This is a genomic window from Cupriavidus sp. UME77, from assembly GCF_014170355.1.
Taxonomy (GTDB): domain Bacteria; phylum Pseudomonadota; class Gammaproteobacteria; order Burkholderiales; family Burkholderiaceae; genus Cupriavidus; species Cupriavidus basilensis.
Genome location: NZ_LZZU01000012.1, coordinates 61654 through 87754 on the forward strand (window position 1 = coordinate 61654; position 26101 = coordinate 87754).

Genomic DNA, 26101 nt, shown 5'->3' on the forward strand with positions numbered 1-26101 from the left:
TGCGAGTTTGGGTCCCGGCCGCTCTTTTCATGAAATCCCGAGGGGGTGTCGCCCCATCCGGCGCGCCTTTTTTGCCTACTTTTTTGGCAAGACAAAAAAGTAGGTCGCCGCCCCGCAGGGGTGGTGAAACTGCCTTTGACTTTGCAGTTAAGCAGTTAAGCAGCTAAGCAGCTAAGCAGTTGCAGCCAGCATCTCAACCTACGCCCGCCTGAAAAACGCACTAACCACCAACCCCGTCGCCGGCGGCGGCCGATTCGCCAACATCAACCTCCCCCCATTTCGCTGCAAGATTCGATTAACGATCGACATCCCCAGCCCGGCGCCCTTGGCTTCGCTGCGTGCGCCATCGAGCCGGTAGAAGGGCCGGGTCAGCAAGGGTAATTGCGCTTCCGGCACGCCGCTGCCATGGTCGGCCACGGTCAGCACGGCTTCCTTGTCTTCGATGCGTGTGCTGATCTCGACCACGGCTACGCCGTTGTCTTCGTCCTTGGCGTAGCGGCGGGCGTTTTCGACCAGGTTGTCCAGGATCCGCTGGACTTCCATGCGGTTGGCGACAGCCATGACCGGGTCGCCGGCGCGGACATGGACGCGTACGTCGTCGTGTGCGCCATAGACGCCGACGGCGTCTTGCACGAGTGCGGACAGGTCGACGGGTTCGACCGTTTCCAGCGCGGGGCGGGCGTAGTTGAGGAACTGGCCGATGATGGCGTCCATCTGTTCGATGTCGGCGATCATGGCTTCGCGCGTGGTGTTATCCACGGGGGACATCTCGGTTTCCAGCCGCAGGCGCGTCAGCGGCGTGCGCAGGTCGTGCGAGATGCCGGCCAGCATGACGACGCGGTCGTCGTCGAGCTGGCGCAGGTCGCGCACCATCTGGTTGAAGCTATGGTTGGCCTGCGCCACTTCGCTCGCGCCGTGCTCAGGCAGGGTGGGCGGATCGCCGCCGCCGCCGATGGCGCGTGCCGCGTTGGCCAGCCGCTTGAGCGGGTGGTTGACCAGCGACGTGATAAAGGCTGCGCCGATGATCGACAGCAATAGCGCGGCGATGCTCCACCAGAGCCACTGGATGCCGGGCACGCGCTCGAACCGTTCGGGGCTGATCGCCACCCAGTAATCGTCGCCCTCGATCTCGAAGCTCACCCATACGCCGGGAATGTCGTTCACGGTGGTGGCGATCACGGTCCCTTCGCCGAGCCGGCTGCGAATCTCCTGCTGCACCAGCTGGGTCAGGAAGGGGTTCGTGGTGGGCACGGAGAAATCGTCGTCTTTCTCGCGCGGGTAGACCTTGATGCCCTCGTTTTGCACCAGGTCGAGCAGCAGGAAACGCCGCCGCGCGGGATCGGAATAGAGCAGGGCGGCGCGCGTGAGCTTGACCACGCTGACCACTTGCATGGCGATCTGCTGGGCGCGCGGCGCGCGTTCGAAGAGCCGATAGCTCTGGAACCAGATACCCAGGGAGATCGCCAGCAATAGGGCGATCAGCATGAAGGTTCGCCAGAACAGCGAACCGAACAGGCGCGTAGCCGTGCGGCTGATGACAGTCGCCACGATGCGCGGCGCCTTACTTCACGCCATCGGGGATGAAGACGTAGCCCAGACCCCAGACCGTCTGGATAAAACGCGGGTTGCCCGGATCAGGCTCGATCAGCTTGCGCAGCCGTGAGATCTGCACGTCCAGGCTGCGGTCGAATACCTCGTACTCGCGGCCGCGCGCCATTTCCATGAGCTTCTCGCGTGACAGCGGCTGGCGCGGATGCCGGGCGAAGACCTTGAGCACCGAGAATTCGCCGGTGGTCAGGGTGATCTCTTCATCATTTTTGGTCAGCGTGCGGGTAGCGAGATTCAGCACGAAATCGCCAAAGGCGAAGGTTTCCGGGGTTTCCGAAGGTGCGCCGGGGACTTCGGCGGGGCCCTTGCGGCGCAGCACGGCGTGGATCCGCGCGATCAGTTCGCGCGGGTTGAAGGGCTTCGGCAGGTAGTCGTCGGCGCCCATTTCGAGGCCGACGATGCGGTCGACGTCCTCGCCCTTGGCGGTGAGCATGATGATGGGCGTCTGGTCGTTGGCGCCGCGCAGGCGCCGGCAGATCGACAGGCCGTCTTCACCGGGCATCATCAGGTCGAGCACTAGCAGGTCGAAACGCTCGCGCAACCAGAGCTTGTTCATCGCGGTGGCGTTCTCAGCTACCAGTACGGTGAAGCCCTGTTCGCCAAGGTAACGGCGCAGCAGGTCGCGCAGACGGGGGTCGTCGTCCACGACGAGAATCTTGTGACTGGTATTTTCCATGGCGGTATCTTAGCGACAAACGCTTTCGGTCAAAATGGCTTAACAAAAGGTTACATACTTTACCCCGAGGTATGAAGGCGCGCATCCACCCTGCGTTTAAACTGCCGCATACCGTTTCCGTAGCCAGTCCCGCGGGGATTTCGTGGGCGTCCGCCGTGTAGTTCACTGCCATGACGTGGCGAGGCGGGGCTACTGGATGTCCGGCTTCCGGCGGTCCTGTAACCACCGTTTCCGAAGCCCAAACCGCCATTATCAATGAAAGTCACCCGCAAGCGCGCCGGGCATACCCTTTCCCGCGCCGGCGCGACTGTTGCGCTGTTGCTTGCTGCTAGTGCGGGGTACCCGCAATCGCCCGGCATGGCGCACTTGTTCCCGGGCGCTGGCAAGCCAGCACCCCGCGAGGCCGCCCCGCGCAACGAGCGCGAGCGCTACAGCCAGGACGAGGCGCGAGCGCGCGCCGGAAAGTACCGCGCCGAGCGTGACTTGAACGAGCGCCTGCCCCACACGCCCCAGAACGACAAGCTCTCGCCCGACGAGCGGCGCAAGCTGCGCCAGAACCTGTACGAACTCGGGCGGGAGATGTACCAGGGCGGCTAGGGACCAGGCAGGCGCACATGCGTGCAGCTTGACACGCTGCGCGGCGAGCGCGATATCGGCGTCCGTCCTACTTCAGCGCCATCTCCTCATAGCCGCATAGCCTCACAGCCGCATAGCCTCATGGCAGGCCGGCGTGGGGCACTTCGACTTCCGTCATCAGGATATGGCCCAGGCGCGAAGCGCGCCGCTGCGCCTCGTCGAAGTTCGGCGCGGCGGCCAGGAACAACGTGGTGCCACGCGGCCCACCCAGGGCGGCCGCGAAGATGCCCGTCCCGCAGGCAATCTCCTCATCGATGTGCCCGCCCGGCATCACCCGCAATACGCGATTGCCAATGGCATCAGCCACCCAGAGGGCACCTTCCGCATCCTGGGCGCACCCGTCCGGCGCCACCTTCGCGCCGCCCAGCACCTGGCCGAGATCCGATCCAGCGGGCTGGCTGCCGAAGAGGGCCCAGTCACGGCGCGGGCCCAGCGAGCCATCCGCGTGCAGATCGAAGGCTGAGATGCGATTGCCCAGGGTCTCGCCTACCACCAGGGACTTGCCGTCCGGCGTGATGACCGAACCGTTGGGGAAAAACAGGCCATCGGCCACCACGGTCACCGAGCCATCCGGGTCGACCCGCGCCAGGCTTGCGGTGCGCATCGGGGCGCCGGCCATCAGGTCGAAACCGAAATTACCCACATAGGCGCGGCCGTGCTGGTCCACCACCATGTCGTTGACGTGCCCGCTGGCCACGCCGGACAGGTCGGCATGTACCACGAGGCTGCCGTCCGGCTCGCGGCGCAGCAGCTTGCGGTCGCGCATGGAGACGATCAGCAGGCGCCCGTCCGGCAGCCATCCCATGCCGGATGGCTGTTGCGGCACTTCGGCGATCTGTTCGACGGCGCCATCCAGGCTCACCGCCATCACCCGGTGGGTGTAGAAATCCGACAGCCAGAGCCGGCCATCGTGCCAGCGCAGTCCTTCCAGAAAGGTGTGCCCCTCGGTCAGGACCGATAGTTCGCGGTGCGCCATGCAGTGTCTCCGTTGTGATCTTTCGATCTTGTGATTGGTGTGCCTACATCCAATACGATTTGTGCCGGGACCGCAAGCGCGCCGCGGTGGGGGTCAGGCGCGGGGCTGGAAATGCCGCAGGAAGTCGACGAAGACCTCGGCCGCGAGCTGGGCGTCGTCGGCCGTGATGGTTTCCAGCGGGTTGTGGCTGATGCCGCCGTTGCCGCAGCGCACGAACAACATCGCCACGTCGGTCATGCGCTGCATCATCATGGCGTCGTGGCCGGCGCCCGAGGGCAGCTCGAAGGCGTCCAGCCCGCGCTTCTTGAGCACCGCGCCGAACTGGTCCATCAGCCAGCGCGCGCAGGGCGCGTTGTTGACGGGGGTCACCCGTTCCACGCCGGCGCTGAGGCCGCGACGCTCGGCGATGGCCTGGATGCCGGCCACGATGTCGGCAATGGCGGCTTCGCGGATGCTGTCTTCGCCGGCACGGATGTCCATCGAGAACACGCATTCGGCGGGGATGACGTTGCTCGACCCGTTGGGCACCTGCAGCTGGCCCACCGTGCCTACCAGCGTCGGCACTTGCCCGCAGCGCTGCTCCACCAGCAGCACCATCTCGGCCGCCGCTGCCGCGGCGTCCTTGCGCAGGGTCATGGGCGTGGTGCCAGCGTGGCTGGCCAGGCCCTCGACGCGGACCTGGAAGCGGCTGCTGCCGGCAATCTGCGTGACCACGCCGAGCGGCAGGCCGTGGTGCAGCAGGACCGGGCCTTGCTCGATATGGACTTCGACAAAGCCATGCAGCGTGGCGGGGTCTACCGCCGCGGCGCGCAGTGCATCGACGCCGCCCGCGCCCGGCAGGCCGGAGGCGGCCAGGGCTTCGCGCAGCGTCACGCCGTCGGTGTCCGCACGATCCAGCAGGGCCGGGTCGAAGCGGCCGGCCAGCACGCTGCTGGCCAGGAAGCTGGTCTTGAAGCGCAGGCCTTCTTCCTCGGCAAAGCCCACGACCTCGAAGTGATACGGCAGGCGGATGCCCGCCGCGTTGAGCGCCCCAACTACCGCCACGGGCAGCAGGATGCCAAGCCGGCCGTCATAGCGCCCGCCGTTGCGCACGGTGTCGAAGTGCGAGCCGGTCATCAGCACGCGCGCGCCGTCGCCCACGGCAGGATCGGCGGCGTAGCGGCCGATCACGTTGCCGATGGCGTCGATACGGACCTGCATGCCCGCCGCCTGCATCCATGCCGCCAGCTGGGCCTGCGCGGCGCGGTGGGCCGGGGTCAGGTAGGCGCAGGTCAGGCCGCCTTCCATATCCGAGAAGCGGGCCAGCGCCGCGGCCTGGTCGAGAATGGTCTGGCCTAGCGGGAAGAGGGAGGAGGCGGATTGGGTCATGGCAGCTCGGGCAGCGACGGCAGTGAAGGCAGTGAAATCAGTGAAAGCAGGTAGCGGTGCAAAAGGCAGGACGCGGCGTTCAGCGGTTGCGCATCCACGTTTTCCACGCGACCCATAGCTTGCGCATGGGCGTGAGCGAGATGCGCTGGTTCAACACCTGGAACTCGCTCGCCTCCAGCTCGTCCAGCAGCGTCTGGTAGATCGCGCCCATGACCAGGCCAGCGCGCTGGGCGCGGCGGTCGGCAGGGGGCAGCAGCGCCAGCGCCTCGCGGTACAGCGCGCGGGCCTGCTCGGCCTGGCAGCGCATCAGTGTGACGAAGCGATCGGAGTGCGTGGCCTGGTTGACCTCGGAGACCGGGACCTGGAAGCGCTGCAGCGTGTTTACCGGCAGGTAGATCCGGCCGCGCCGGGCATCCTCGCCCACATCGCGCAGGATATTGACCATCTGCAGCGACAAGCCCATCTTTTCGGCGTATTCGAGCGTGCGCGGATCCGTGTGGCCGAGGATCCGGGCGCTCATGGTGCCGACCACGCCGGCCACGCAATGGCAATAGCGCGCAAGCGCGATGTCATCCAGGTAGCGCGACTGGTTGAGGTCCATCTCCATGCCTTCGAGCACTTCGTTGAACATCGGCTGGGTCAGCCCATAGGCTTGCGCGTGCGGCTGCAGCGCCTTGGTCACGGGATGGGTCGGGGCGCCGTTGAACATCTGGGCGAGCTCGTTGCGCCACCAGGCCAGTTTTTGATAGGCCACGCTGGCGTCTTGCGTGTCGTCCACGACATCGTCGACTTCCCGGCACCAGGCATAGAGGGCGGTAATCGCCTGCCGCCGCTCGGGCGCCAGGAACAGGAAGCTGTAATAGAAGCTGGAGCCGCTCTGCGCGGCTTTCTCTTGGCAATACTGATCGGGCGTCACGCCAGGCTCGGGTCGGTGAAATGGGGGCTATGGGGGGCTTTATGCCTGCGCTGTCGCCGCGGCAACCTGGCCGGCGCGCGGTAGCCGGTGTGGCGAGATAGCGCGATGCGCTAGCCAGGGGGCCTGCGCCAAGAGCCGCGATTTCCAGTCGTCAAGCCATTCCACGGCGGGGGGCAAGGCAGCGCGGGCGACGGGCCGGATTGTAACATCGCCCTCCCGGAGGCAACGGCCAGGGGCAAGGGCGCCGTCGTGCACTTCGGCCTGCGCGGATATGCAGCGCTGCGGCATTTGGTCGCGCCCGGCGCGATTCCTGCGCCCGACCTGGGATCCAGGGTGAGCGCCCTGTTTGACAAGTGCATTTCCGGTATCCCCCTGCGCGGGCCATTTGACGCTTTCGGCTTCACGCCGTTACATTACTGACCGGCGAGTTATTAATCGCCCCGCTCCACGCCATGCCTGCCGCAGTGCCAACAGTGCCACCCCAACAGTGCCACCGATCTAACGCTTAACACATGCCAGTGCCTTATCCCGGGCCGGAAGTTGCGGCCATCGAAGTGCCTTTTTCCATGCTTTCCAGCGCGAACGCGTTCGTCGCCGGCTTGCGCATGCGCGGTCGCGGCGCGTTGGTGACCCTGCTGCTGCTTGCCGGGGTGGCGCTGGCGGGTTGCAGCCGTCAGGCAGAAAAGGCGCCAGAGATCCGCCCGGTGCGCCTGATGCAGTTGCAGCCGGGGGCAGGCAAGACGGAGCTCGAGTTCTCGGGCGATGTGCGGCCCCGGATCGAGTCGCGGCTGGGCTTTCGCGTGGGCGGCAAGATTGCCGCGCGCCTGGTCGACGTAGGCGCCACCGTGCGCAAGGGCCAGCCGCTTGCCCGCCTCGACCCCACCGACCTCGGCCTGGCGGAAGCCGGCTCGCGGGCCCAGTACGACGCGGCCAAGACCGACCGCGACCTCGCCGAGGCCGATCTGAAGCGTTACAACGAGCTGTTCGCCAAGAAGTTCATCAGCGCGGCCGAGCAGCAACGCCGCCAGGCCACCTTTGACTCCGCCGCCTCCCGCCTGCGCCAGGCCGAGGCGGGGCTGCGCAACCAATCCAACCAGACCGGCTATGGCGTGCTCGCCGCCGACGCCGATGGCGTGGTGACGCTGATCGAAGCGGAAGCCGGCCAGGTCGTGGCGGCCGGCCAGTCGGTCGTGCGGGTGGCGCAAACCGCGGAGAAGGAGGTCGCGGTTGGCCTGCCGGAAGATCAGGTCGAGCGCCTGCGCGGCATCTCCGACGTCACCGTGCGCACCTGGGCCGAGCCCAGCCGGCCGCTGCCGGGCCGCGTGCGCGAGATTTCGCCAATGGCCGACCCGGTGACGCGCACTTACGCCGCGCGCATCAGCGTGCCCAATCCACCGGCCGACTTCAAGTTCGGCATGACCGCCGTGGTCACCTTCACCCGTACCGGCGACGATACCGCGCTGCGGGTGCCGCTGCCCGCGCTGCTGCAAAAGCAGGGCAGCAACCAGGTCTGGGTGTATGACGCGGCAACGGGCACCGTGCAGCCGGTCAACGTGACATTGGGCGAGCTTCAGGGCAACGAGATCCAGGTCAGGCAGGGGCTGTCGCCCGGCCAGACCATCGTCACCGCGGGCGTGCACCTGCTCAAGCCCGGGCAGAAGGTCAAGCCGCTGCAGGCCGTGGTGCCCGCGCCGGCCGTGCGCAACTAAGGCGCCGGCATGGATCATTCCCGTTTCAACCTGTCCCGCTGGGCCCTGGAGCACCAGCCGCTGACCCGTTACCTGCTGGTGGTGCTGTTGCTGGGTGGGCTCTTTGCCTTTTTCCAGCTCGGTCAGGACGAAGACCCGCCTTTCACCTTCCGGGTGATGGTGGTGCAGGCCTTCTGGCCCGGCGCCACCGCCGAGCAGATCGCGGTGCAAGTCACCGACAAGATCGAGCGCCAGCTGCAGGAAGTGCCCTACGCCGACAAGATCCGCAGCTTCTCCAAGCCCGGCGAGACCACCGTGATCTTCCAGCTCAAGGACACCGCGCCGGCCAAGGACACCGCGCAGATCTGGTACACCGTGCGCAAGAAGGTCGGCGACATCGCGCAGACGCTGCCGCCGGGCGTGCGCGGGCCGTTCTTCAATGACGAGTTCGGCGACGTATATGGCTCCATCTACGCGCTCTCGGCCGACGGCTTCAACTACAAGGAGCTGCGCGAGTACGCCGACCTGGTGCGCCAGCAACTGCTGCGTGTGCCGTCGGTCGCCAAGGTGTCGCTGATCGGGCTGCAGGACGAGAAGGTCTACATCGAATTCAACCAGGCGCGCTTTGCCCAGCTCGGGCTGGACATCAACGCGATCGCCGACCAGATCTCGCAGCAAAACAGCATGACCGCCAGCGGCGTGCTGGTGACCCCGGGAGACAACCTGCAGGTGCGCTTGTCGGGCCAGTTCGCCAACGTGGCCGACCTGGAGAACCTGGTGCTGCGCGGCCCCAACGGCATTGCCAATATCCGCCTGGGCGATATCGCCCACGTGTACCGAGGCTATGTCGATCCGCCGGCCAGCAAGATGCGCTTCCAGGGCAAGGAGGTGATCGGGCTGGGCATCTCGATGGAGCGCGGCGGCGACATCATCGCCATGGGCAAGAACCTGCGTGCCGCAACGGACGGTTTGCGCGGGCAGCTGCCGGTCGGCATCGAGCTGGACCAGGTGCAAAACCAGCCAGAGGCCGTGGAGCGGTCGGTGGGCGAGTTCGTGCACGTGCTGATCGAGGCCGTGGTGATCGTGCTGGGCGTGAGCTTTGTCTCGCTCGGGCTGCATACCAAGCCGCTGCGCATCGACGTGCGCCCGGGCCTGGTGGTGGCGCTGACCATTCCGCTGGTGCTCGCCGTCACGTTCCTGTTCATGAACATCTTTGGCATCGGCCTGCACAAGATATCGCTCGGGGCGCTGATCGTGGCGCTGGGGCTGCTGGTCGACGATGCCATCATCGCCGTGGAGATGATGGTGCGCAAGCTGGAGGAGGGCTTCTCCAAGATGGAAGCCGCCACCTTCGCCTACAGCTCCACCGCCATGCCGATGCTCACCGGCACGCTGATCACCGCCGCCGGCTTCCTGCCGGTGGGGCTGGCGCGCTCCACCGTGGGCGAGTACACCTTCGCCATTTTCGCCGTGACCGCGATGGCGCTGGTGCTGTCGTGGCTGGCCGCGGTCTACTTCACGCCCTACCTGGGCTACCTGCTGCTCAAGGCGCGGCCCGCCGGCGAGGGCGAGCAGCACGAGGTGTTCGATACGCCGTTCTACAACCGCTTTCGCCGCCTGGTGCACTGGTGCGTGACGTGGCGCAAGACGGTGATCGCCATCACGCTGGTGGCTTTTGGCCTCGGCCTCTACGCCTTCAAGTTTGTGGAGAAGCAGTTCTTCCCGGACTCGAGCCGGCCGGAGCTGATGGTCGAGCTGTGGCTGCCGGAGGGCACCAGCTTTGCGCAGACCGAGGCCGAGGCCAGGCGCTTCGAGGCCGCGCTGCGCGGGGACCGCGAGATCGCTAGCCTGACCACGTTCGTCGGCAGCGGCGCGCCGCGCTTCTACCTGCCGCTGGACCAGATCTTCCCGCAGACCAATGTGGCGCAGGTGATCGTGATGCCGGCCGAAGTCGCGCTGCGCGACCGGGTGCGCCAGCGCGTCGTGGACCTGCTGGCGCGCGATTTCCCGCAGCTGCGCGGCCGCGTCAAGCTGCTGCCGAATGGCCCGCCCGTGCCGTATCCGGTTCAGTTCCGCGTGATCGGGCCGGACGCCGCCGGCGTGCGCAAGCTGGCTGACGAGGTCAGGGCGGTGATGAGCGCCAACCCCAACACCGTGGGGGTCAACGATAACTGGAACGAGAGCGTCAAGGTGCTGCGCCTGGACATCGACCAGGATCGAGCGCGTGCGCTCGGCGTCAGTACCACCGCGATTGCGCGGGTGACCCAGACGGTGCTGACCGGCGTGGCGGTGGGGCAATACCGCGATGGCGACAAGCTGATCGATATCCTGATGCGCGCACCGCGCAACGAGCGCGACGCCATGTCCGACCTGCAGAACGTGCAGGTGCCCACCGCCAGCGGCCGCGTGGTGCCGCTGACCCAGGTCGCGCGCATTGCTTTTCGCTCCGAGCCGGGCGTGATCTGGCGCGAGAACCGCGACTTTGGCGTGACCGTGCAGGCCGACGTGGTCGAAGGCATCCAGGGCCCCACCGTGACGGCACAGATCAATCCCAAGCTGGATAAGCTGCGCGTGCAGCTGCCGGCGGGCTACCGCATTACGGTGGCCGGGGCGGAAGAAGAAAGCGGCAAGGCCGGCGCGTCGATTGCCGCGCAGCTGCCGCTGTGCATCTTCCTGATCTTCACGCTGCTGATGCTGCAGCTGCACAGCTTCTCGCGCTCGCTGATGGTGTTCCTGACCGGGCCGCTTGGCCTGATCGGCGCCGCCGCCACGCTGCTGCTGCTCAACGCACCGATGGGCTTTGTCGCGCAGCTTGGCATCACCGCGCTGCTCGGCATGATCATCCGCAACTCGGTGATCCTGGTCGACCAGATCGAGCAGGACATCCGTGCCGGCGAGCCGGTGTGGGATGCCATCGTCGAATCCGCCGTGCGGCGTTGCCGCCCTATCATCCTGACCGCGGCAGCGGCCGTGCTGGCCATGATCCCGCTGTCGCGCTCCGTGTTCTGGGGGCCGATGGCGGTCGCCATCATGGGCGGGCTGGTGATTGCCACGGCGTTGACGCTGCTGTTCCTGCCTGCGCTGTATGCGGCCTGGTTCCGGGTCAAGGCGCCGGAGCCGGGCGGCTCGGTGCTGGCACGCTGAGCGCGCGCCCGGGCGTGCTCTGGCGGCAGAACCGCCGAGCACGCTCCCTATCTCACATCAACTCGAAGCTGACGTCCTGCGCGCCTTCCCACAGCACCTTGGTGCCCAGCGCGCGCAGGTTCTCCTTGCCCTCCACGATCGTCAGGAAATGGTTGCCCGCCAGTTGGCCCATCTTGCTGGCAAAGCAGCAGCTGCCATACGCCAGGATGATCTCGGTCTCGCTGTAGCCGCCGGGATAGAACAGGATGTCGCCGACCGAGGGGTGGCTGGTGTGGTTCTCGAAATCCACGCCCAGCTTGAACTCGCCCAGCGGGATCCAGCAGCCTTCGCCGCTCCAGCGCACATGGATCAGCTTTTGGCGGTAGGGCAGCAGCTTGGTGAAGGCCGCCACGGTGAGGGGGGCGTCGAGATGGGTTTCGGCGACGAACTGGTAGCCGCCGGCGGTAATGCGGATCTGGGCCATTCAGGCTCTCCTGGGGAAATCGGGGTGGTCGCTCAGCTTAGCGCGGCGACCAGCTTTTCGGCAAATGCAATCAGGCTGCGGTCGCTGCCGGCCGGACCCATCAGCGAGATGCCCAGCGGCGCACCAGCGCGGCTGGCCAGTGGCAGGCTCAGGTGCGGGAAGCCGGACAGCGGCGCCAGGCACAGCGTTTGCGCCGACAGGTTGCGGTAGGTCTCAAGCTCCTCGCCGGCGGCGTCGGACAGCGGGGCGATGTCGGGCATGGTCGGCAGGATCAGGATGCCGTCGTCGCCAAGCAGCGCCGCCAGATGCGCGGTAAAGGCGCGGCGAATCGCGCTGGAGGCTTCGAGGCGGGCTTCGGTGACGCCCTTGGAGAACGCGAACCGTGCGGCCACGTCGGGGCCGAGCTGCAGTCCGTATTGCTCGATCATGGCGCCGTCGGTCTGCCAGGCTTCCCAGCCCTGCACATAGCGGAAGGCCCACCAGATGTCTTCCAGCGGGCGGTCAGCCACCGTGACGGGCGTGGCCTTGCCGAAGGCGGCCTCGATGCCGCCGACCACCGGCAGCAGCGCGTCCAGCGCGGGGGCGGTGGGCATGCGGAACAGGTCTTCGGCCAGCAGCAGGCGCGCTCTGGCGGGCAAGGGCCGGGGGTCGCTGCCGAGCAGCACGTCGGCCACGCGGGCGAAGGTGCCGATGTCGCGCGCGAAGAAGCCGCAGGTATCGAAGCTCTCGCACAGCGCCAGGGTTTGCGCCAGCGAGATCCGGCCAAAGGTGGGGCGGATGCCGAACAGGCCGCAGTGGCTGGCCGGCGCGCGCACCGAGCCGCCGGTGTCGGTGCCGAGCGCGAAGTCGCAGAGCTTGTTGGACACTGCCGAGGCCGAGCCGGATGACGAGCCGCCCGTGATGCGCCCCGGCGCCGCGCCGTTTACCGGTGCGCCGTAGTGGGCGTTCTTGCCGTTCATCGAGAACGCCAGCTCATCCGTATGGGTTTTGCCGACGAAGGCCGCGCCGGCATCCAGCAGCCGCTGCACGGTGGGCGCGGTGGTGGACTTGATGCCCGACATGGCCAGCACATGGGGATTGCCGCCGCCGGTTGGGTAGCCGGCTACGTCGAACAGGTCCTTGGCGGCGAAGGTCAGGCCGGCGAGGGGGCCGCTGGCCGCATTGGCGACGGGTGCGTCAGGGTAGGGGAGGAAGGCGTGGGAGGGATGGCTGGCCAGGGTCATGGATGCGGGTAGCGGTGAAAGTGAAGGCTAGGGTAGCAATCAGTAAAGGCGATATTGGCACGGATTGCACGGCATGCCGTGCTATCACGAACGATTGACGGAGCTTACGCCAAGGCCTCGGCACGGGCGACAGGCTCACTGGCCAGCACACAGCTCACGCTATGCCCGCCACCCAGCGCGGTAGCCTGCGGCACCGCCTCCAGGCATTGCGCGCGCGCGTGCGGGCAGCGCGGGGCAAAGCTGCAGCCCGGCGGCAGGGCCGACAGATCGGGTGGCGAGCCGGCGATGGTCTGCAGCCGCTGGCCGCGGTCCATGCCGTGCTGGCGGCTTTGCAGCAGCGCCTGCGTATAAGGATGGCGCGCGGCGCGCAGGATGGTGCGGATCGGGCCTTCCTCGACGATGCGCCCGCCGTACATCACGGCGACGCGGTCGGCGATTTCCACGGCCGCGCCGATGTCATGGGTGACGAACACGATCGACAGGCCAAGCTCGCGTTGCAGCTCGCGCAGCAGGATCAGCACCTGGATCTGCACGGTGGCGTCCAGCGCGGTGGTTGGCTCGTCGGCCAGCAGGACCTTGGGGTTGGCCGACAGCGCCAGCGCGATCATGGCGCGCTGGCGCATGCCGCCGGACATCTCGTGCGGATAAGCCGCCAGGCGCCGCTCCGGGCTGGGAATGCGCACGGACTCCAGCGCGCGCAGCGCACGCTGGCGCGCCTCGGCCGCGGACACGCGGGCGTGGGTGCGGATGCATTCGATGATCTGCTGGCCGATCGTGTAGACCGGGTCCAGCGCCAGCAACGGTTCCTGGAACACCATCGCCACCTTGCCGCCGCGCAGGCGGGCGAGGCCACGGCCATCGAGGGCGGTGACGTCGGTGCCATCGATGCGGATCTCGCCTTCCATGCGGGTGCGGCGCGGCGGATGCAGGCGCATCAGCGCGCGCAGCGTCACGCTCTTGCCGGAGCCGGATTCGCCGATCAGGGCGAGCGTCTCGCCAGGCGCCACCGCAAGCGACACGCCGCTGACGGCGCGAATGGTCTTGCCGCCGCCGGAGAAGGTCACGCGCAGGTCGCGCACCGACACCATGGGGGCGGCTGCCTGGGGTTCGGGGCTGTCGTTGGGTGCGGTCATGGGTACGTTCGCGGGTACGGTCACGGGTGCATTCACGATTTGGCCCTCAGGGTGCTGCAACGAGCGGGCTGGCGGCCGCGGGCATCTGCCGACTGTGGCCGCCGTCCGCGTTGGCCATCAGGCAGGCCACCGGATGCCCCGCCAGCGCGTCGGACAACTGCGGCGCACGGCGCGCGCAAACGTCCTCGGCCATGGCGCAGCGCGGATGGAAGCTGCAGCCGGATGGCGGGTTGATCGGGTTGGGCGGGTCTCCCGCCAGCGGCGCAACCTGGGTGCGGTGATCCGGGTCCATCGCCGGCATCGAGGCCAGCAGCGCACGCGTGTAGGGATGCGCGGGGTTGGCGTAGAGCGTTTCGGTGTCGCCCACCTCCACGACCTTGCCCAGGTACATCACCATCACGCGGTCGCACAGGTAGCGGATCACGTTCAGGTCATGGCTGATGAAGACGTAGGTAAGGTCGAACTCGGCCTTGAGGTCGAGCAGCAGGTTCAGCACCTGCGCCTCCACCGATTTGTCCAGCGCCGACACCGCTTCATCGAGGATCACCAGGCGCGGGCGCAGCACCAGCGCCCGCGCGATATTCACCCGCTGGCGCTGCCCGCCGGAGAGCTCGTGCGGATAGCGCCCGGCAAAGCGCGTTGGCTCCAGGCCCACGCGATCCAGCAGGGCACGTGAGCGCGCGCTGGCTTCGGCCGCGTCGATGCCGTGCACGCGCGCGGTAAAGGCGATGGATTCCTCGATGGTCAGGCGCGGATTGAGCGAGGAGTAGCTGTCCTGGAACACCATCTGCACCTGGCTGCGGTAGCGCTTCATCGGCAACTGCGCCGATCCCACGCCCAGTGCATCGAAAATCAGCTCGCCGCTGTTTTGCTCGATCAACTGCATCAGCAGCCGCGCGGTGGTGGACTTGCCGCAGCCGGATTCGCCGACCACGCCCAGCGTTTCGCCCTTTCTCACTTCGAAGCTGACGCCGTCGACGGCGCGGACTTCGCCACCGCTGCGCCAGGGTAGTTTTGCCTTGAGCGGGAAGTGCTTGATCAGGTCGCGCGCGATCACCAGCGGTTGCGCGGGGCCGCCGACGTCGGTGTTGGCCAATGCATCGGGTACCGTGTCTTGCAAGGTTTCCATCATGGCGTCAGTCCTTGATTTCCATCGCCGAGCGAATGCCATCGGCGAGCAGGTTGAAGGAGATCGAGGTCAGGAAGATCATGGCGCCGGGCAGGGCGGCAACCAGCGGCTGCGTATAGATCGCCGTGCGCAGCGTGTTGAGCATCAGGCCCCACTCCGGCTCGGGCGGCTTGACGCCGAGGCCGAGGAAAGACAGGCCAGAGGCCAGGATCATCGACACCGAGATCAGGCTGGTGGCGTAGACAAAGATCGGCCCCAGCACATTGTTGAGCACATGGGCGCGCACGATGGTGAGCGACGACGCACCCGAGGCGCGCGCCGCATCGACGAACTCGCGGTTGCGCACCTGCGTGGTCACGCTCTCCGCCACGCGCACGATCTGCGGCACGAACACGATGGTGAGCGACAGCAGCGCATTGCCGACGCCCGCGCCCAGCGTGCCCGACAGCGCGATGGCCAGCAGCACCGAGGGGAAGGCGTACAGGATGTCGACCAGCCGCATGATCACGGTATTGGTCCAGCCGCCGGCATAGCCCGCGACGATGCCCAGCGCGCTGCCGATCACAAAGGCGATCAGCACCGGCGTGATGCCCATGAACAGCGACAGCCGCGCGCCCAGCATCAGGCGGGACAGCAGGTCGCGCCCCAGCTCGTCGGTGCCAAGCAGGTAGTGCTCCGTGCCGATCGGCTTGAGGCGCTTCATGATCGAGGCCGCGTACGGATCGGCCGGCATCAGCGCGGGCGCGAAGATCGCCATCAGCACCAGCGCCAGCAGGATCAGCGCGGCCAGCATGGCCAGCTTGTTGCGCAGCAGGCGTTTGCCCACTGTGGCCCAGTAGCCGGGCGAGCGCTGCACGACGGGCACAAGGGCGGGCTTTTTCAGAGTCATTTCCATGGGGGCTCCCGGGTTTCCTTGATGGCGTCAGTTGCGCTGGATGCGCGGGTCGAACAAGGTCTGCAGCGCATCGACCAGCAGGTTCAGCAATACGAAGAACACGGCAAGCACAAGGATGGTCCCCTGCAGCAGCGGAAAGTCGCGCTGGAAGATCGCCGAGTTGAGCAGGAAGCCCGTGCCGGGCCAGGAGAACACCGTCTCGATCAGGATCGAGCCGCCCAGCAGGTAGCCGAGCTGCAGGCCCATCACCGACAGCGCGGTGGGCGCCACGTTCTTCAGCACATGGCGGAACACCGCCAGCTCCGACAAGCCGCGTGCCTTGAGGCCGACGATGAACTCGTTCGAGAGGATTTCGGCCACGAGCGCGCGGATGGTGCGTGCCACGATGCCCATCGGGATCACCGACATCGTCACCGCCGGCAGCACCATGTACTGGATATGCTCCCAGTTCCATGCCCAGTCGCTTGAGCCGCCGGGGCCGGCACCGGTGGCGGGCAGCCAGCCGAGGAACACGGAGAACACGATCACCAGCACCATGCCCAGCCAGTAATGCGGCATGCTCACGCCGAAGACCGACAGGAAGGAGGCCGTGCGGTCCGCCGCGGAATCGCGGAAGTAACCTGCCACGAAGCCGAACAGGCAGCCGAAGGTAAAGCCGATCAGCGTGGCCACCGCGGCCAGCCGGACCGAGTTGATCACCGCCGTCATCACCTCGCTCATCACCGGGCGGTTGGTGGCGATGGAGGTGCCCAGGTCGCCGTGCAGCGCGCGGGTGAGCCAGTGCAGGAATTGTTCGAGGAAGGGCTTATCGAAGCCGTAGAGCGCGGTGAGCTGGCGGCGCAGGTCCTCGGAGGCATCGGGCGGCAGCACCGACACCAGCGGGTCGCCTGGCGCGATATGGACCAGCGAGAAGCAGAGCAGGGCGACCCCGAGCAGGATGGGGATCGCGTAGACGATGCGGCGGAGCAGGTAGAGCATGTTCGTAGCCGGGAAGGAAGGCGAGCGTTGCCTGCCGTGGTTTCTCGGGGAGCCAGGCCGATGCATGCCGGCCGGGCATCTTCTGGATTGCGCGGCGCGTGGCCGGCCCGGGACCGGCCACGCGCGCTGGCCGCTTAGTGCACAGCCCGGTTCTCGGCCTGTAGCACGGCTCAGTCCATCGACATGGTGGCGATGTCGATAAACCAGCTCTGCGGCTGCACCACGCCCTTGACCTTCCGGGAGATCGCGCGCGGGCCTACGTCATGCGCGATCAGCACGAAGGGCGCTTCTTCCACGATGCGGGCATGCAGCTTGGCCAGCGCCGTGTCGCGCGCCTTCTCGTCGAACGACGTGCGCGCCGTTTCGATCAGCTTGTCGAACTCCGCGTTGCCGAAGTAGCCCCAGTTGTTCGATACCGGTGGCTGCGTCTTGGTGCTGACAAATCGGACCATGGCGAAGAACGGGTCCATCGCCGCAAAGCTCACGTTGATGGCGTTGGCGCCATGCGCGCTCGGGTCCTTGGCGCCGATGCGCCAGTTGGTAAACAGCGTGTTCCACTCGACCACGTCGAAGTCGACGTCGATGAAGCACGCCTTCAGGTTCTGCTGCACGTACTCGTTCATCGGCAGCGGCTGCATCTGGCCGGAGCCCGAGGCGGAAACCTGCACCTTCACCTTCATCGGCTTGGCGGCCGAGTAGCCGGCTTCCTGCATCAGCTTGCGCGCGGCGTTGGCGTCGTACTTGATATCGAACGTGGGGTTGCCCCACCACGGGTTGCCTTTTTCGACAATGCCCTTGGATTCGGCCATGTAGCCGCCCAGCAGGGTCTTCAGGCCCTCGCGGTTCACGCACAGGTTGGCCGCCTGGCGCACGCGCTTGTCGAGCCAGGGCGACCCGGGCGCGAACGACAGCTGCCACGGCCACATATGCGGCTGGGCATTGGCGTAGACCTCAAAGCCGCGGCTCTTGATCTGCGCCACGGCATCCGGTGCCGGCGCCTCGATCCAGTCGACCTGGCCCGACAGCAGCGCGGCGGTGCGGGCATTGGCCTCCGGCATCGGCTGCATCACCACCTTATCGATCTTGGGCACGCGCTTGGCGTCCCAGTACTGCGCGTTCTTCACCATCTCCAGGCGCTCGCGCGGCACGAAGCGGCTCATCTTGAAGGGACCGGTGCCGGAAGCATCGGCGGCAAAGGCCACCCAGGCCTGCTTGGAGCGCTCGGCCGGATCGGTCACCGAGGCCGGCACGCCGGCCAGCTTCTTGTCCCACTGCGTGGGCGAAGCCATGAACAGGTTGCTCAGGTTGTAGGGCAGGAAGGAGTCCGGCTCCGACGTGACCAGCTCTACCGTGAGGTCGTCGATCTTCTTGGCCGAGCGCAGCGTCGGCATGCGCGAGGCGGTCACGCCAACCTGGCTGGGATCGAACTGCCTGGCGGTCTTGTCGAGCACCTTGCCCACGTTCCACACTACGGCGTCGGCGTTGAACGGCGAGCCGTCGTGGAATTTCACGCCGGGGCGCAGCTTGAAGATCCACTTGGTCTTGTCCTTGCCATCGACCTTCCACTCCGTGGCCAGGTCGGCAATCAGCAGGCTGGGGCCGTTGGCCTTGGACAGATCCCACTGGGTCAGCCCGTCATACATCGGGATGCCGGTGAAGCGGTTGCCTTCGAAACCCTGGTCGGGCTGGCCCAGCGTGCGCGGGATGTCGGCGGCGGTCATGCCGATGCGCAGTACCTTCTCGGCCATCGCGGTGCCCGGCAAGGCGAGGATCGAGACGGCGGTGATCGCGGCAGCGGCGGCGATGGACTTCAGGCCGGGTTTCACGCTTCTTACGGAGTCGGAAGAGAAAACGGTCACGGGCAAAGCTCCTGGGTGGGGGGAAGGGGAGACGGAACCAGTTAAGCAAGTCATATGCCAGTGCATATGCCTGAGCCTGTACCCGAGCGTTGTTCCGCTGGCGTTCTTGCCATGGCCTGTTTTTTGCTGACTTCCCGGTCTGACTCCCAACCAACCGGCTTCCCGACATGGATCAGCAACACCTTCCCCGCATCAACGCAGCACGCCTGTGGCAATCGCTGATGGACCTCGCGCAGATCGGCGCCACGCCCAAGGGCGGCGTGTGCCGCATCGCGCTGACCGAGCTGGACCGCCAGGGCCGCGATCTGGTGGTCGGCTGGTGCCGCGCGGCCGGGCTCGATGTGCGCACCGACGAGGTAGGCAACGTGTTCGCGCGCCGTGCCGGCAGCGATCCCCATGCGGCCGCGGTGGCGACCGGCAGCCACATCGACACCCAGCCCTCGGGCGGCAAGTTCGACGGCAATTTCGGCGTGCTGGCTGGCCTTGAGGTGATGCGCACGCTCAACGACCTGGGCATCGTCACCCGCGCGCCGCTGGAGCTGGCGTTCTGGACCAACGAGGAGGGCACCCGCTTTACGCCGGTGATGATGGGCTCAGGTGCCTTCGCCGGTGTGTTCGAGGCGGAGTTCATCCGCGCCCAGCGCGACCTTGACGGCATCAGCGTGGGCGAGGCGCTGGAGCAGATCGGCTACCGCGGCGCGCAGCCCGTGGGCGAAGTGCCGGGCGGCATGTTCGCGGCCTATTTCGAGGCGCATATCGAGCAGGGGCCAGTGCTGGAAGCCGCCGGGCTGCCGATCGGCGTGGTCTCGGGCGCGCTCGGCCAGCAATGGTACGACGTGACCGTGACCGGCATGGACGCCCACGCCGGCCCCACGCCGCTGGCGCTGCGCCACGACGCCATGCTGGCGGCCGCCCGCATGATCGATGAAGTCAATCGCATCGCCGTGGATGAGGCCCCGCACGGGCGCGGCACGGTAGGCTACGTGCAGGTCACGCCCAACTCACGCAACGTGATTCCGGGCCGTGTGGACTTTTCCGTGGACCTGCGCAATCTCTCGCAGGCAGGGCTGGACCGCATGGACGCCGCCATGCGCGCCTCGTTCGCGCAGATTGCGCAGCGTGGCGCGGTGGAAGTGTCGATCAGCCAGGTGGTGAAGTTCGAGCCCTGCGTGTTCGCGCCGGCATGCGTGGACAGCGTGCGCCGCGCCGCGGCCGCGCTGGGCCTGCCGCACATGGACGTGGTCAGTGGCGCCGGGCACGACGCCGTGTACGTGGCGCAGCGCGCGCCCACCGGCATGATCTTCGTGCCGTGCAAGGACGGCATCAGCCACAACGAGCTGGAAGACGCGCTGCCCGAGCATATCGAGGCCGGCGCCAATGTGCTGCTGCAAGCGATGCTGGAGCACGCGCGCTAAGGCGAGCTAGCGATTTAGCGACTTAGCTTCTCAGTGGGCGATCGAACGCGAGATCGCCCACGCGCATTCGATCACCATCGGCGCCAGCTTTTTCTGCGCCTCGGCCATGCTCCAGCGGCTGGCCGGCGGCGACACATGCACCGCACCCACCGCCTGCCCCTGGCTGTTGACGATGGCCGCGCCCAAGCCCATATCGCCCAGGAACAACTCCTCGTTGTTGCAGGCGTAGCCCACCTTCCGGCAAGCCACCACCGTCTCGAAGATCGCCGCCACATCGGTCAGCGTGGCCGGCGTGCGTGCCACCCGGGCCGAGTCCTCCAGCATGGCCATGACCTGATCGTCGGGCAACGTGCTCAGGTACGCACGGCCGCTGCTGGTGCAGTACATCGGGATGCGCATGCCAACGGGCGTCAGCACCGGGATGTACTTCGACGTCATCAACTGTGCCACGTAGACCATTTCCAGCCCCACCGGCTCGGTCAGGTTGGCGGTCTCGCCGCTGGCATTGGCGAGCTGAGACAGGTAAGGGCTGGCGACCTGGATCAGCGCGTCGGCGGACAGGTAGTTGTAGCCGATCTCCATCACCTTGGGCGTCAGCCGGAAGCGCCGCGTCTGCGGGTGCTTGGCCACATAGCCGAGCGTTTCCAGCGTATGCACGGTGCGTTGCGCGGAGCTTTTGGTCATGCCGGTCAGCCCCGCCAGCTCGGCCAGCGTGAGGGTGCGGTGGACCGCGCTGAAAGCCCGCAGCACTTCCAGCCCTTTCTCCAGCGACTGATTGAAAAGCGGGTCTGGGCGAGCGGCTTTTTCGGCGCTTTCCGTGCCGCTGACCGGCGCTTCGCCGCCGTTTTCCTGATGGTCTTGCCGGTTCATGTTCGCGTTCCGCAGAGTCTTCCGAGTCTTCGTACCGGTGACGGGAGCACCATCGCAGGGAAGACCTGCACCACGATGAATGCATATTGCACCAATATACAACTGAATCGATTATCGATTCGTTTGGTTTCCGTCCATGATATTCGGGTCGTCTTTCTTTGGGAATAGCGGCCATGCAGCCGGCCCGCTGATTTTGCGTTGCGATCCTCCTCATGCCGGCTGAATGCCTTGTCTTATAAGGCTTCCCGGGATCTTTCCTGGTTGCAGGCGGGCGAGAGACGCGGCGCACGCGCGACAGCGCAATGCCGTCGATGCGTTCTCCTTCAGTGTTTACCCGCATTCCTGATTTGTTGACGATCAGTGAAATATCAGACTAGTATCACAACAACTTCAACGTTGCGGGAATCACCATGTCGAACCCGATCCGGCTGGTCGGCGGCGCCGATCACACCCCCGAGCCAGCTTCGCGCGCCGCCACTGGCGCCGCGCTGCGCGAGCAGGCCTATGCCGAGATCAAGCGGCGCATCATTTCTTGCGAATTCCGTCCTGGCGAGCCGCTCAACGAAGCCCAGGTCGCGGCCTTGCTCGGCATTGGGCGCACCCCCGTGCACCAGGCGCTGCACCGGCTGGAAGTGGAAGGGCTGGTGTCGATCCTGCCGCGCAAGGGCGTGCTGGTCTCCCCGCTGTCGCTCAACGAAGTGCTCGACATGATCGAAGTGCGCGCCACCAACGAAGTGCTGTGCGCCACGTTGGCCTGCGAGCGCGCCCACGAGAGCGATCTCAAGGCCATGCGCGAGATCGTCGACCGCTCGCCCGACCTGATCGCGCGGCGCGACATCACCGGCCTGGCCGCGCTCGACCTCAAGTTCCATACCGCCATGTCGGCCGCCTCGCGCAATCGCGTGCTGGCCGACCTGCTGCGCGGCCTGCACGAGAAGCAGGCGCGCTTCTGGTTCCTCTCGCTGTCCGACCCGCAGCACCTGGAGAACGTCTACCAGGAGCACAGGGTGATCATCGATGCCCTGGAGCGGCGCGATGTGCCGGCGGTGCGCGAGGCCATCCGCGAACACATTGACGAATTCCGGAAGAACATCATCCGGACCATCTGACCGTTTTTTTCCGCAACATCCCATCCGCAACAGGTAGTGAGCAATGCCGACACTTCAATTCCAGGTAGCCGGCGAGGGTGAACTCGTCCTCGATATCCAGCGCCTTATCATCGCCGGCTGGACCGGCCGCGACGCCGACGCCGTCAACCACCACATCCGCGAGCTCGAAGAGATCGGCGTCAAGCCGCCGACCACCGTGCCGTGCTTCTACCCGCTGGCCGCCTCGCTGCTGACCACCGACGCGCTGCTCGAAGTGCCGCGCGAAGACTCCTCCGGCGAAATCGAGTTCGTGCTGCTGGCGGCCAAGGGCGCGATGTACATCGGCGTGGGCTCCGACCACACCGACCGCAAGGTCGAAGCCTATGACGTCACCGTCTCCAAGCAGATGTGCGCCAAGCCCCTGGGCACCGAAGTCTGGCGCTTCGACGATGTCGCCGCGCACTGGGACCAGTTGCAGATGCGCTGCTGGCGCACCCGCAACGGCCAGCGCGAGCTCTACCAGGAAGGGCTGGTCACGCGCCTGCTGGACCCGCGCGACCTGATCCAGCGCCTCACCGGCGAAGACAAGCTGCCGGCGGGCACCGCCATGTTCTGCGGCACGCAAGCCGTGATTGGCGAACTGGGCAGCGGCGAAGCCTTTGAAGTCGAACTCCACGATCCGGTGCGCAAGCGCACGCTGCGCCATGCCTATCGTGTGGAATGCCTGGCGGTCGCACCATGAGCACCGCGCTGCCAACCATCGCCGCGCTCGCTGCCGACCTGGCCGCCGGGCGCACCACCAGCGTTGCGCTGACCGAGCAGGCACTGGCTCGCATCGACGGCCACCGTAACGCTGGCGGCACCGCCTTCCTGGAAGTCGACGGCGCCGGCGCGCTGGCCGCAGCCCGCGCCGCCGACCAGGCACGGGCAGCAGGGCTGGTGGCATCGCCGCTGGCCGGGCTGCCGGTCTCCATCAAGGACCTGTTCGACGTAAAAGGGCAGGTGACCCGGGCCGGGTCGAAAGCGCTCGCGGGCGAGCCCGCCAGCGCCGACGCGCCCGTGGTGGCGCGCCTGCGCGCCGCCGGCGCCGTGCTGATCGGGCGCACCAACATGAGCGAGTTCGCGTTCTCCGGCCTCGGCCTGAACCCGCACTACGGCACGCCCCGCACGCCCTTCGACGACGCACGCATCGCGGGTGGCTCCACGTCCGGTGGTGCGCTCAGCGTGGCGCTCGATATGGCCGTCGCGGCGCTCGGCACCGACACCGGCGGCTCCATCCGCATCCCCAGCGCGTTCTGCGGCCTGACGGGCTTCAAGCCCACCGCAAGCCGCGTGCCGCTGACCGGCGCCGTGCCACTGTCGACCTCGCTCGACTCCGCCGGCCCGCTGGCGCGCTCGGTTGCCTGCTGCGCCGCGTTCGACGCCATCGTCAGCGGCGAAACGCTGGACAGCCGCCCCGCGCCACTGGCCGGGCTGCGTCTGCTGGTGACCCGAGATTTCGTGTGCGACGGCCTCGACGCCGAAGTCGCCCAAGCCTTCGACGCCACGCTCGTCACGCTCTCCCGGCTCGGTGCGCAGATCATCCCGTTCGATTTCCCCGAGCTCAAGCGCCTGCCGCAGATCAACGCCGCCGGCGGCCTGACTGCGGCCGAAGCGTGGCACTGGCACAAGCAGTTGCTGGCCGAACGCGGCGATGCCTACGACCAGCGCGTTGCCATGCGCATCCGCCGCGGCGAGCAACTCCGCGCCGCCGACTACATCGAACTGCTGGCCGAGCGCCGCGCCATGCAGGCTCGCGCCGCCGACCTGCTGCGCGAAGCCGACGCCTGGCTGATGCCCACGGTTGCCGTGCGCCCGCCAAGGCTCGATGCCCTGCAAAGCGACGATGCCTTCTTCGCCACCAACGGCCTCGTGCTGCGCAACCCCAGCGTGCTCAACTTCCTCGACGGCTGCGCCGTATCGCTGCCCATGCCGGCGGCGGAGCAGGGCATGGGGCTGAGCGTCGGCGGCCTGAACGGGCGCGACGCGCGCGTGCTGCAGGTGGCCGGCGCCATCGAAGCCGCGCTGCAGTAACGCGTAGTCGCCAGCAGAAAAGACCGAGGGCCGCGACCAGGCAGCGCGGCCCCGTCAATCAACACCCAAGGAGTACCACCGATGTCTTCCGTGATGACCGGCGCCCCTGGCGCCCTGGAAAGCCCGGCCCACACCCCGGCAGAGCGCAATGAGGCCTACCGCAAGATCGCGGTGCGGCTGATTCCCTTCCTGGTTTTCCTGTTTGTGCTCGCCTGGATCGACCGCGTCAATGTCGGCTTTGCCAAGCTGCAGATGCTGCAAGACCTGCAATTCAGCGAAGCCGTGTACGGTTTCGGCGCCGGCATCTTCTTCATCGGCTACTTCCTGTTCGAAGTGCCCAGCAATCTCTTGCTGGAAAAAATCGGCGCGCGCCGCACGCTCGCCCGCATCACCATCCTGTGGGGCTTTGCCTCCATGGCGATGATCTTCGTCAAGACCCCCATGCAGTTCTACGCCCTGCGATTTCTGCTCGGCGTGTTCGAAGCCGGCTTCTTTCCCGGCGTCGTGCTCTACCTCACTTACTGGTTCCCCGCCCAGCGCCGCGCCCGTATCAACGGCCTGTTCATGACCTCGTTCGCCATCGCCGGCGTCATCGGCGGCCCGCTCGCCGGCTTCATCATGAGCAGCATGGAAGGCGTCGACGGCCTCGCCAACTGGCAATGGCTGTTCGTCATCGAAGGCATCCCCTCCGTGCTCGCCGGCATCGCCGTGCTGATGTTCCTGCCTGAAAAGCCCATCAGCGCCAAATGGCTCACCCCCAGCGAACGCGACCTCGTCACCCGCGAGATCGAAGCCGAAAACCGCGACCCCGCCAAGCACTCCTCGCTGCGCGCCGCCTTCACCAACTCGCGCGTCTGGATCTGCGCCGCCATCTACTTCTGCGTGGTCAGCGGCAACGCAACCATCGCCTTCTGGTCGCCATCCATCATCAAAGAGCTCGGCGTCAAGGGCAACCTGCAGATCGGCCTCGTCTCGGCCATCCCTTTCATCGCAGGCACCCTCGCCATGGTCTGGAACGGCATCCACTCCGACCGCACCGGCGAACGCCGCCTGCACTGCGCGCTAGCCACCCTGATGGCCGCCGCCGGCCTCGTGCTCACCGGCATGTGGCTGCACAGCGCTGTGCTCGCCATGGTGGCGCTCACCATCGCCTCCGTCGGCATCCTGGCCGCCTTCCCGGTTTTCTGGTCGCTGCCCTCCGCCTTCCTCGCCGGCACCGCCGCCGCCGGCGGCATCGCTCTCATCAACTCCATCGGCAACCTTGCCGGCTTCGTCGCGCCCTACATGATCGGCTGGTTCAAAACCAGCTCCGGCCAGCTCTCGTCCGGCCTGTACTTTGTCGCCGCGCTGGAAGCCTGCGCCACCGTCCTGGTGCTGGCATGCATCAAAGCCAAGGTCAGCGCGAAGGCATAGCCCAAGAGATGCCCCGGCAGCGCGAGGGGGCTGGATTCCAGCGGCGCTTTGCGCTAGAATCCGCTGCCTCGTTGCGCTGCATGCGCAAAGTGCGCCGGCAGCACAGGTAACGCAAGCCAGGCGGGCAGTTTCAGCCGCCTGTTTGCTTTTGTGCTCTTGTGACATCTCACACGCTGCCCGGCACGCCTGTAAGACAACGAGCACAGCGGCCTCCCTCCAGGGATGCATGCCGCAGGGACTGCGAGGGTGGCGAAATTGGTAGACGCACCAGGTTTAGGTCCTGACGCCAGCAATGGTGTAGGGGTTCGAGTCCCCTCCCTCGCACCAAAGTCTTTTTAGCATCACTTATTCACCTCGCTTCACCTCCCGCATTTCGGCATCACTTGAGCCCGCAAAGCTAAGCTGTACAAGGCTTGGCGGGTGAATTGCGGCAATCGCTTCGCTGCACTCTGCACATTCCCATTTCACTTATAATCGGCGCTCCGGCCCCATAACGGCCCCACGTTCGGCCCCATGAAATGGCACACTTTACGAAGTCCGCAACAGGCTG

Annotated in this window: 21 protein-coding genes and 1 tRNA gene; 9 read left to right on the forward strand and 13 right to left on the reverse strand. The window is 66.8% G+C overall.

Annotated elements, in window-relative coordinates; genetic code table 11:
- Positions 1-198: 198 nt before the first annotated feature.
- Together A9975_RS05110 and ompR are read right to left on the reverse strand one after the other, a co-directional pair.
- Complete coding sequence (locus tag A9975_RS05110) at positions 199-1548, reverse strand: sensor histidine kinase (RefSeq protein WP_150990620.1); 1350 nt, start codon at positions 1546-1548, stop codon at positions 199-201.
- A gap of 13 nt (positions 1549-1561) precedes the next feature.
- Positions 1562-2284: a two-component system response regulator OmpR gene (gene ompR / locus A9975_RS05115; RefSeq protein WP_006576352.1), complete on the reverse strand. Its 723-nt coding sequence runs from the start codon at positions 2282-2284 to the stop codon at positions 1562-1564.
- A gap of 255 nt (positions 2285-2539) precedes the next feature.
- Between ompR and A9975_RS05120 the strand changes: the two genes are divergently transcribed.
- Entirely contained in the window at positions 2540-2881 is a 342-nt protein-coding gene (locus A9975_RS05120; RefSeq protein WP_255503064.1) for a hypothetical protein, read from the forward strand.
- 118 nt (positions 2882-2999) lie between these two features.
- On the opposite strand, the gene A9975_RS05125 is transcribed toward A9975_RS05120, so the two are convergent.
- From A9975_RS05125 to hpnD, 3 genes are all read right to left on the reverse strand, one after another.
- Positions 3000-3896 carry an SMP-30/gluconolactonase/LRE family protein gene (locus tag A9975_RS05125; RefSeq protein ID WP_183031668.1) on the reverse strand — a complete coding sequence of 299 codons (897 nt, stop codon included), beginning with the start codon at positions 3894-3896 and terminating at the stop codon, positions 3000-3002.
- Between the two features lie 93 nt (positions 3897-3989).
- Positions 3990-5264, reverse strand: a complete 1275-nt coding sequence (locus A9975_RS05130) for a Zn-dependent hydrolase (RefSeq protein WP_183031669.1) — start codon at positions 5262-5264, stop codon at positions 3990-3992.
- 79 nt (positions 5265-5343) lie between these two features.
- Entirely contained in the window at positions 5344-6180 is an 837-nt protein-coding gene (hpnD, locus tag A9975_RS05135; RefSeq protein WP_183031670.1) for a presqualene diphosphate synthase HpnD, read from the reverse strand.
- 512 nt (positions 6181-6692) lie between these two features.
- Here hpnD and A9975_RS05140 point away from each other — a divergent pair.
- Positions 6693-7889, forward strand: coding sequence for an efflux RND transporter periplasmic adaptor subunit (locus tag A9975_RS05140; RefSeq protein ID WP_183031671.1), 1197 nt, complete (start codon positions 6693-6695; stop codon positions 7887-7889).
- Positions 7890-7898: 9 nt separating this feature from the next.
- Positions 7899-11012 (forward strand): efflux RND transporter permease subunit, encoded by a 3114-nt coding sequence (locus tag A9975_RS05145; RefSeq protein WP_183031672.1) that lies wholly within the window; start codon positions 7899-7901, stop codon positions 11010-11012.
- A gap of 52 nt (positions 11013-11064) precedes the next feature.
- Here A9975_RS05145 and A9975_RS05150 read toward each other — a convergent pair whose 3' ends face one another.
- From A9975_RS05150 to A9975_RS05180, 7 genes are all read right to left on the reverse strand, one after another.
- On the reverse strand, positions 11065-11475 hold the full coding sequence (locus A9975_RS05150; protein ID WP_183031673.1) for a DUF3830 family protein: 411 nt from the start codon (positions 11473-11475) through the stop codon (positions 11065-11067).
- A 32-nt stretch (positions 11476-11507) separates the two neighbouring features.
- On the reverse strand, positions 11508-12698 hold the full coding sequence (locus A9975_RS05155) for an amidase (protein ID WP_183031674.1): 1191 nt from the start codon (positions 12696-12698) through the stop codon (positions 11508-11510).
- Positions 12699-12802: 104 nt separating this feature from the next.
- Positions 12803-13831, reverse strand: coding sequence for an ABC transporter ATP-binding protein (locus A9975_RS05160; protein WP_255503065.1), 1029 nt, complete (start codon positions 13829-13831; stop codon positions 12803-12805).
- Between the two features lie 46 nt (positions 13832-13877).
- Positions 13878-14960, reverse strand: a complete 1083-nt coding sequence (locus A9975_RS05165; RefSeq protein WP_370563953.1) for an ABC transporter ATP-binding protein — start codon at positions 14958-14960, stop codon at positions 13878-13880.
- 7 nt (positions 14961-14967) lie between these two features.
- Positions 14968-15855 (reverse strand): ABC transporter permease, encoded by an 888-nt coding sequence (locus tag A9975_RS05170; RefSeq protein ID WP_183031676.1) that lies wholly within the window; start codon positions 15853-15855, stop codon positions 14968-14970.
- Between the two features lie 27 nt (positions 15856-15882).
- Positions 15883-16833, reverse strand: coding sequence for an ABC transporter permease (locus A9975_RS05175; protein WP_183031677.1), 951 nt, complete (start codon positions 16831-16833; stop codon positions 15883-15885).
- Between the two features lie 170 nt (positions 16834-17003).
- Entirely contained in the window at positions 17004-18581 is a 1578-nt protein-coding gene (locus A9975_RS05180) for an ABC transporter substrate-binding protein (RefSeq protein WP_255503076.1), read from the reverse strand.
- Between the two features lie 278 nt (positions 18582-18859).
- Here A9975_RS05180 and A9975_RS05185 point away from each other — a divergent pair, with 278 nt between their 5' ends.
- Positions 18860-20107, forward strand: a complete 1248-nt coding sequence (locus A9975_RS05185; RefSeq protein ID WP_183031678.1) for a Zn-dependent hydrolase — start codon at positions 18860-18862, stop codon at positions 20105-20107.
- Between the two features lie 30 nt (positions 20108-20137).
- Here A9975_RS05185 and A9975_RS05190 read toward each other — a convergent pair whose 3' ends face one another.
- Entirely contained in the window at positions 20138-20977 is an 840-nt protein-coding gene (locus tag A9975_RS05190; protein ID WP_255503066.1) for an IclR family transcriptional regulator, read from the reverse strand.
- Between the two features lie 410 nt (positions 20978-21387).
- Here A9975_RS05190 and A9975_RS05195 point away from each other — a divergent pair, with 410 nt between their 5' ends.
- From A9975_RS05195 to A9975_RS05215, 5 genes are all read left to right on the forward strand, one after another.
- Positions 21388-22086, forward strand: coding sequence for a GntR family transcriptional regulator (locus tag A9975_RS05195; RefSeq protein ID WP_150990592.1), 699 nt, complete (start codon positions 21388-21390; stop codon positions 22084-22086).
- 43 nt (positions 22087-22129) lie between these two features.
- Positions 22130-22807: a DUF2848 domain-containing protein gene (locus A9975_RS05200; RefSeq protein WP_183031679.1), complete on the forward strand. Its 678-nt coding sequence runs from the start codon at positions 22130-22132 to the stop codon at positions 22805-22807.
- Positions 22804-24138: an amidase gene (locus tag A9975_RS05205; RefSeq protein ID WP_183031680.1), complete on the forward strand. Its 1335-nt coding sequence runs from the start codon at positions 22804-22806 to the stop codon at positions 24136-24138. The genes A9975_RS05200 and A9975_RS05205 overlap by 4 nt, the downstream gene beginning before the upstream one ends.
- A 93-nt stretch (positions 24139-24231) precedes the next feature.
- Positions 24232-25551, forward strand: a complete 1320-nt coding sequence (locus tag A9975_RS05210) for an MFS transporter (protein ID WP_370563956.1) — start codon at positions 24232-24234, stop codon at positions 25549-25551.
- Positions 25552-25791: 240 nt separating this feature from the next.
- A tRNA-Leu gene (locus A9975_RS05215) sits at positions 25792-25878 on the forward strand.
- Positions 25879-26101 lie beyond the last annotated feature (223 nt).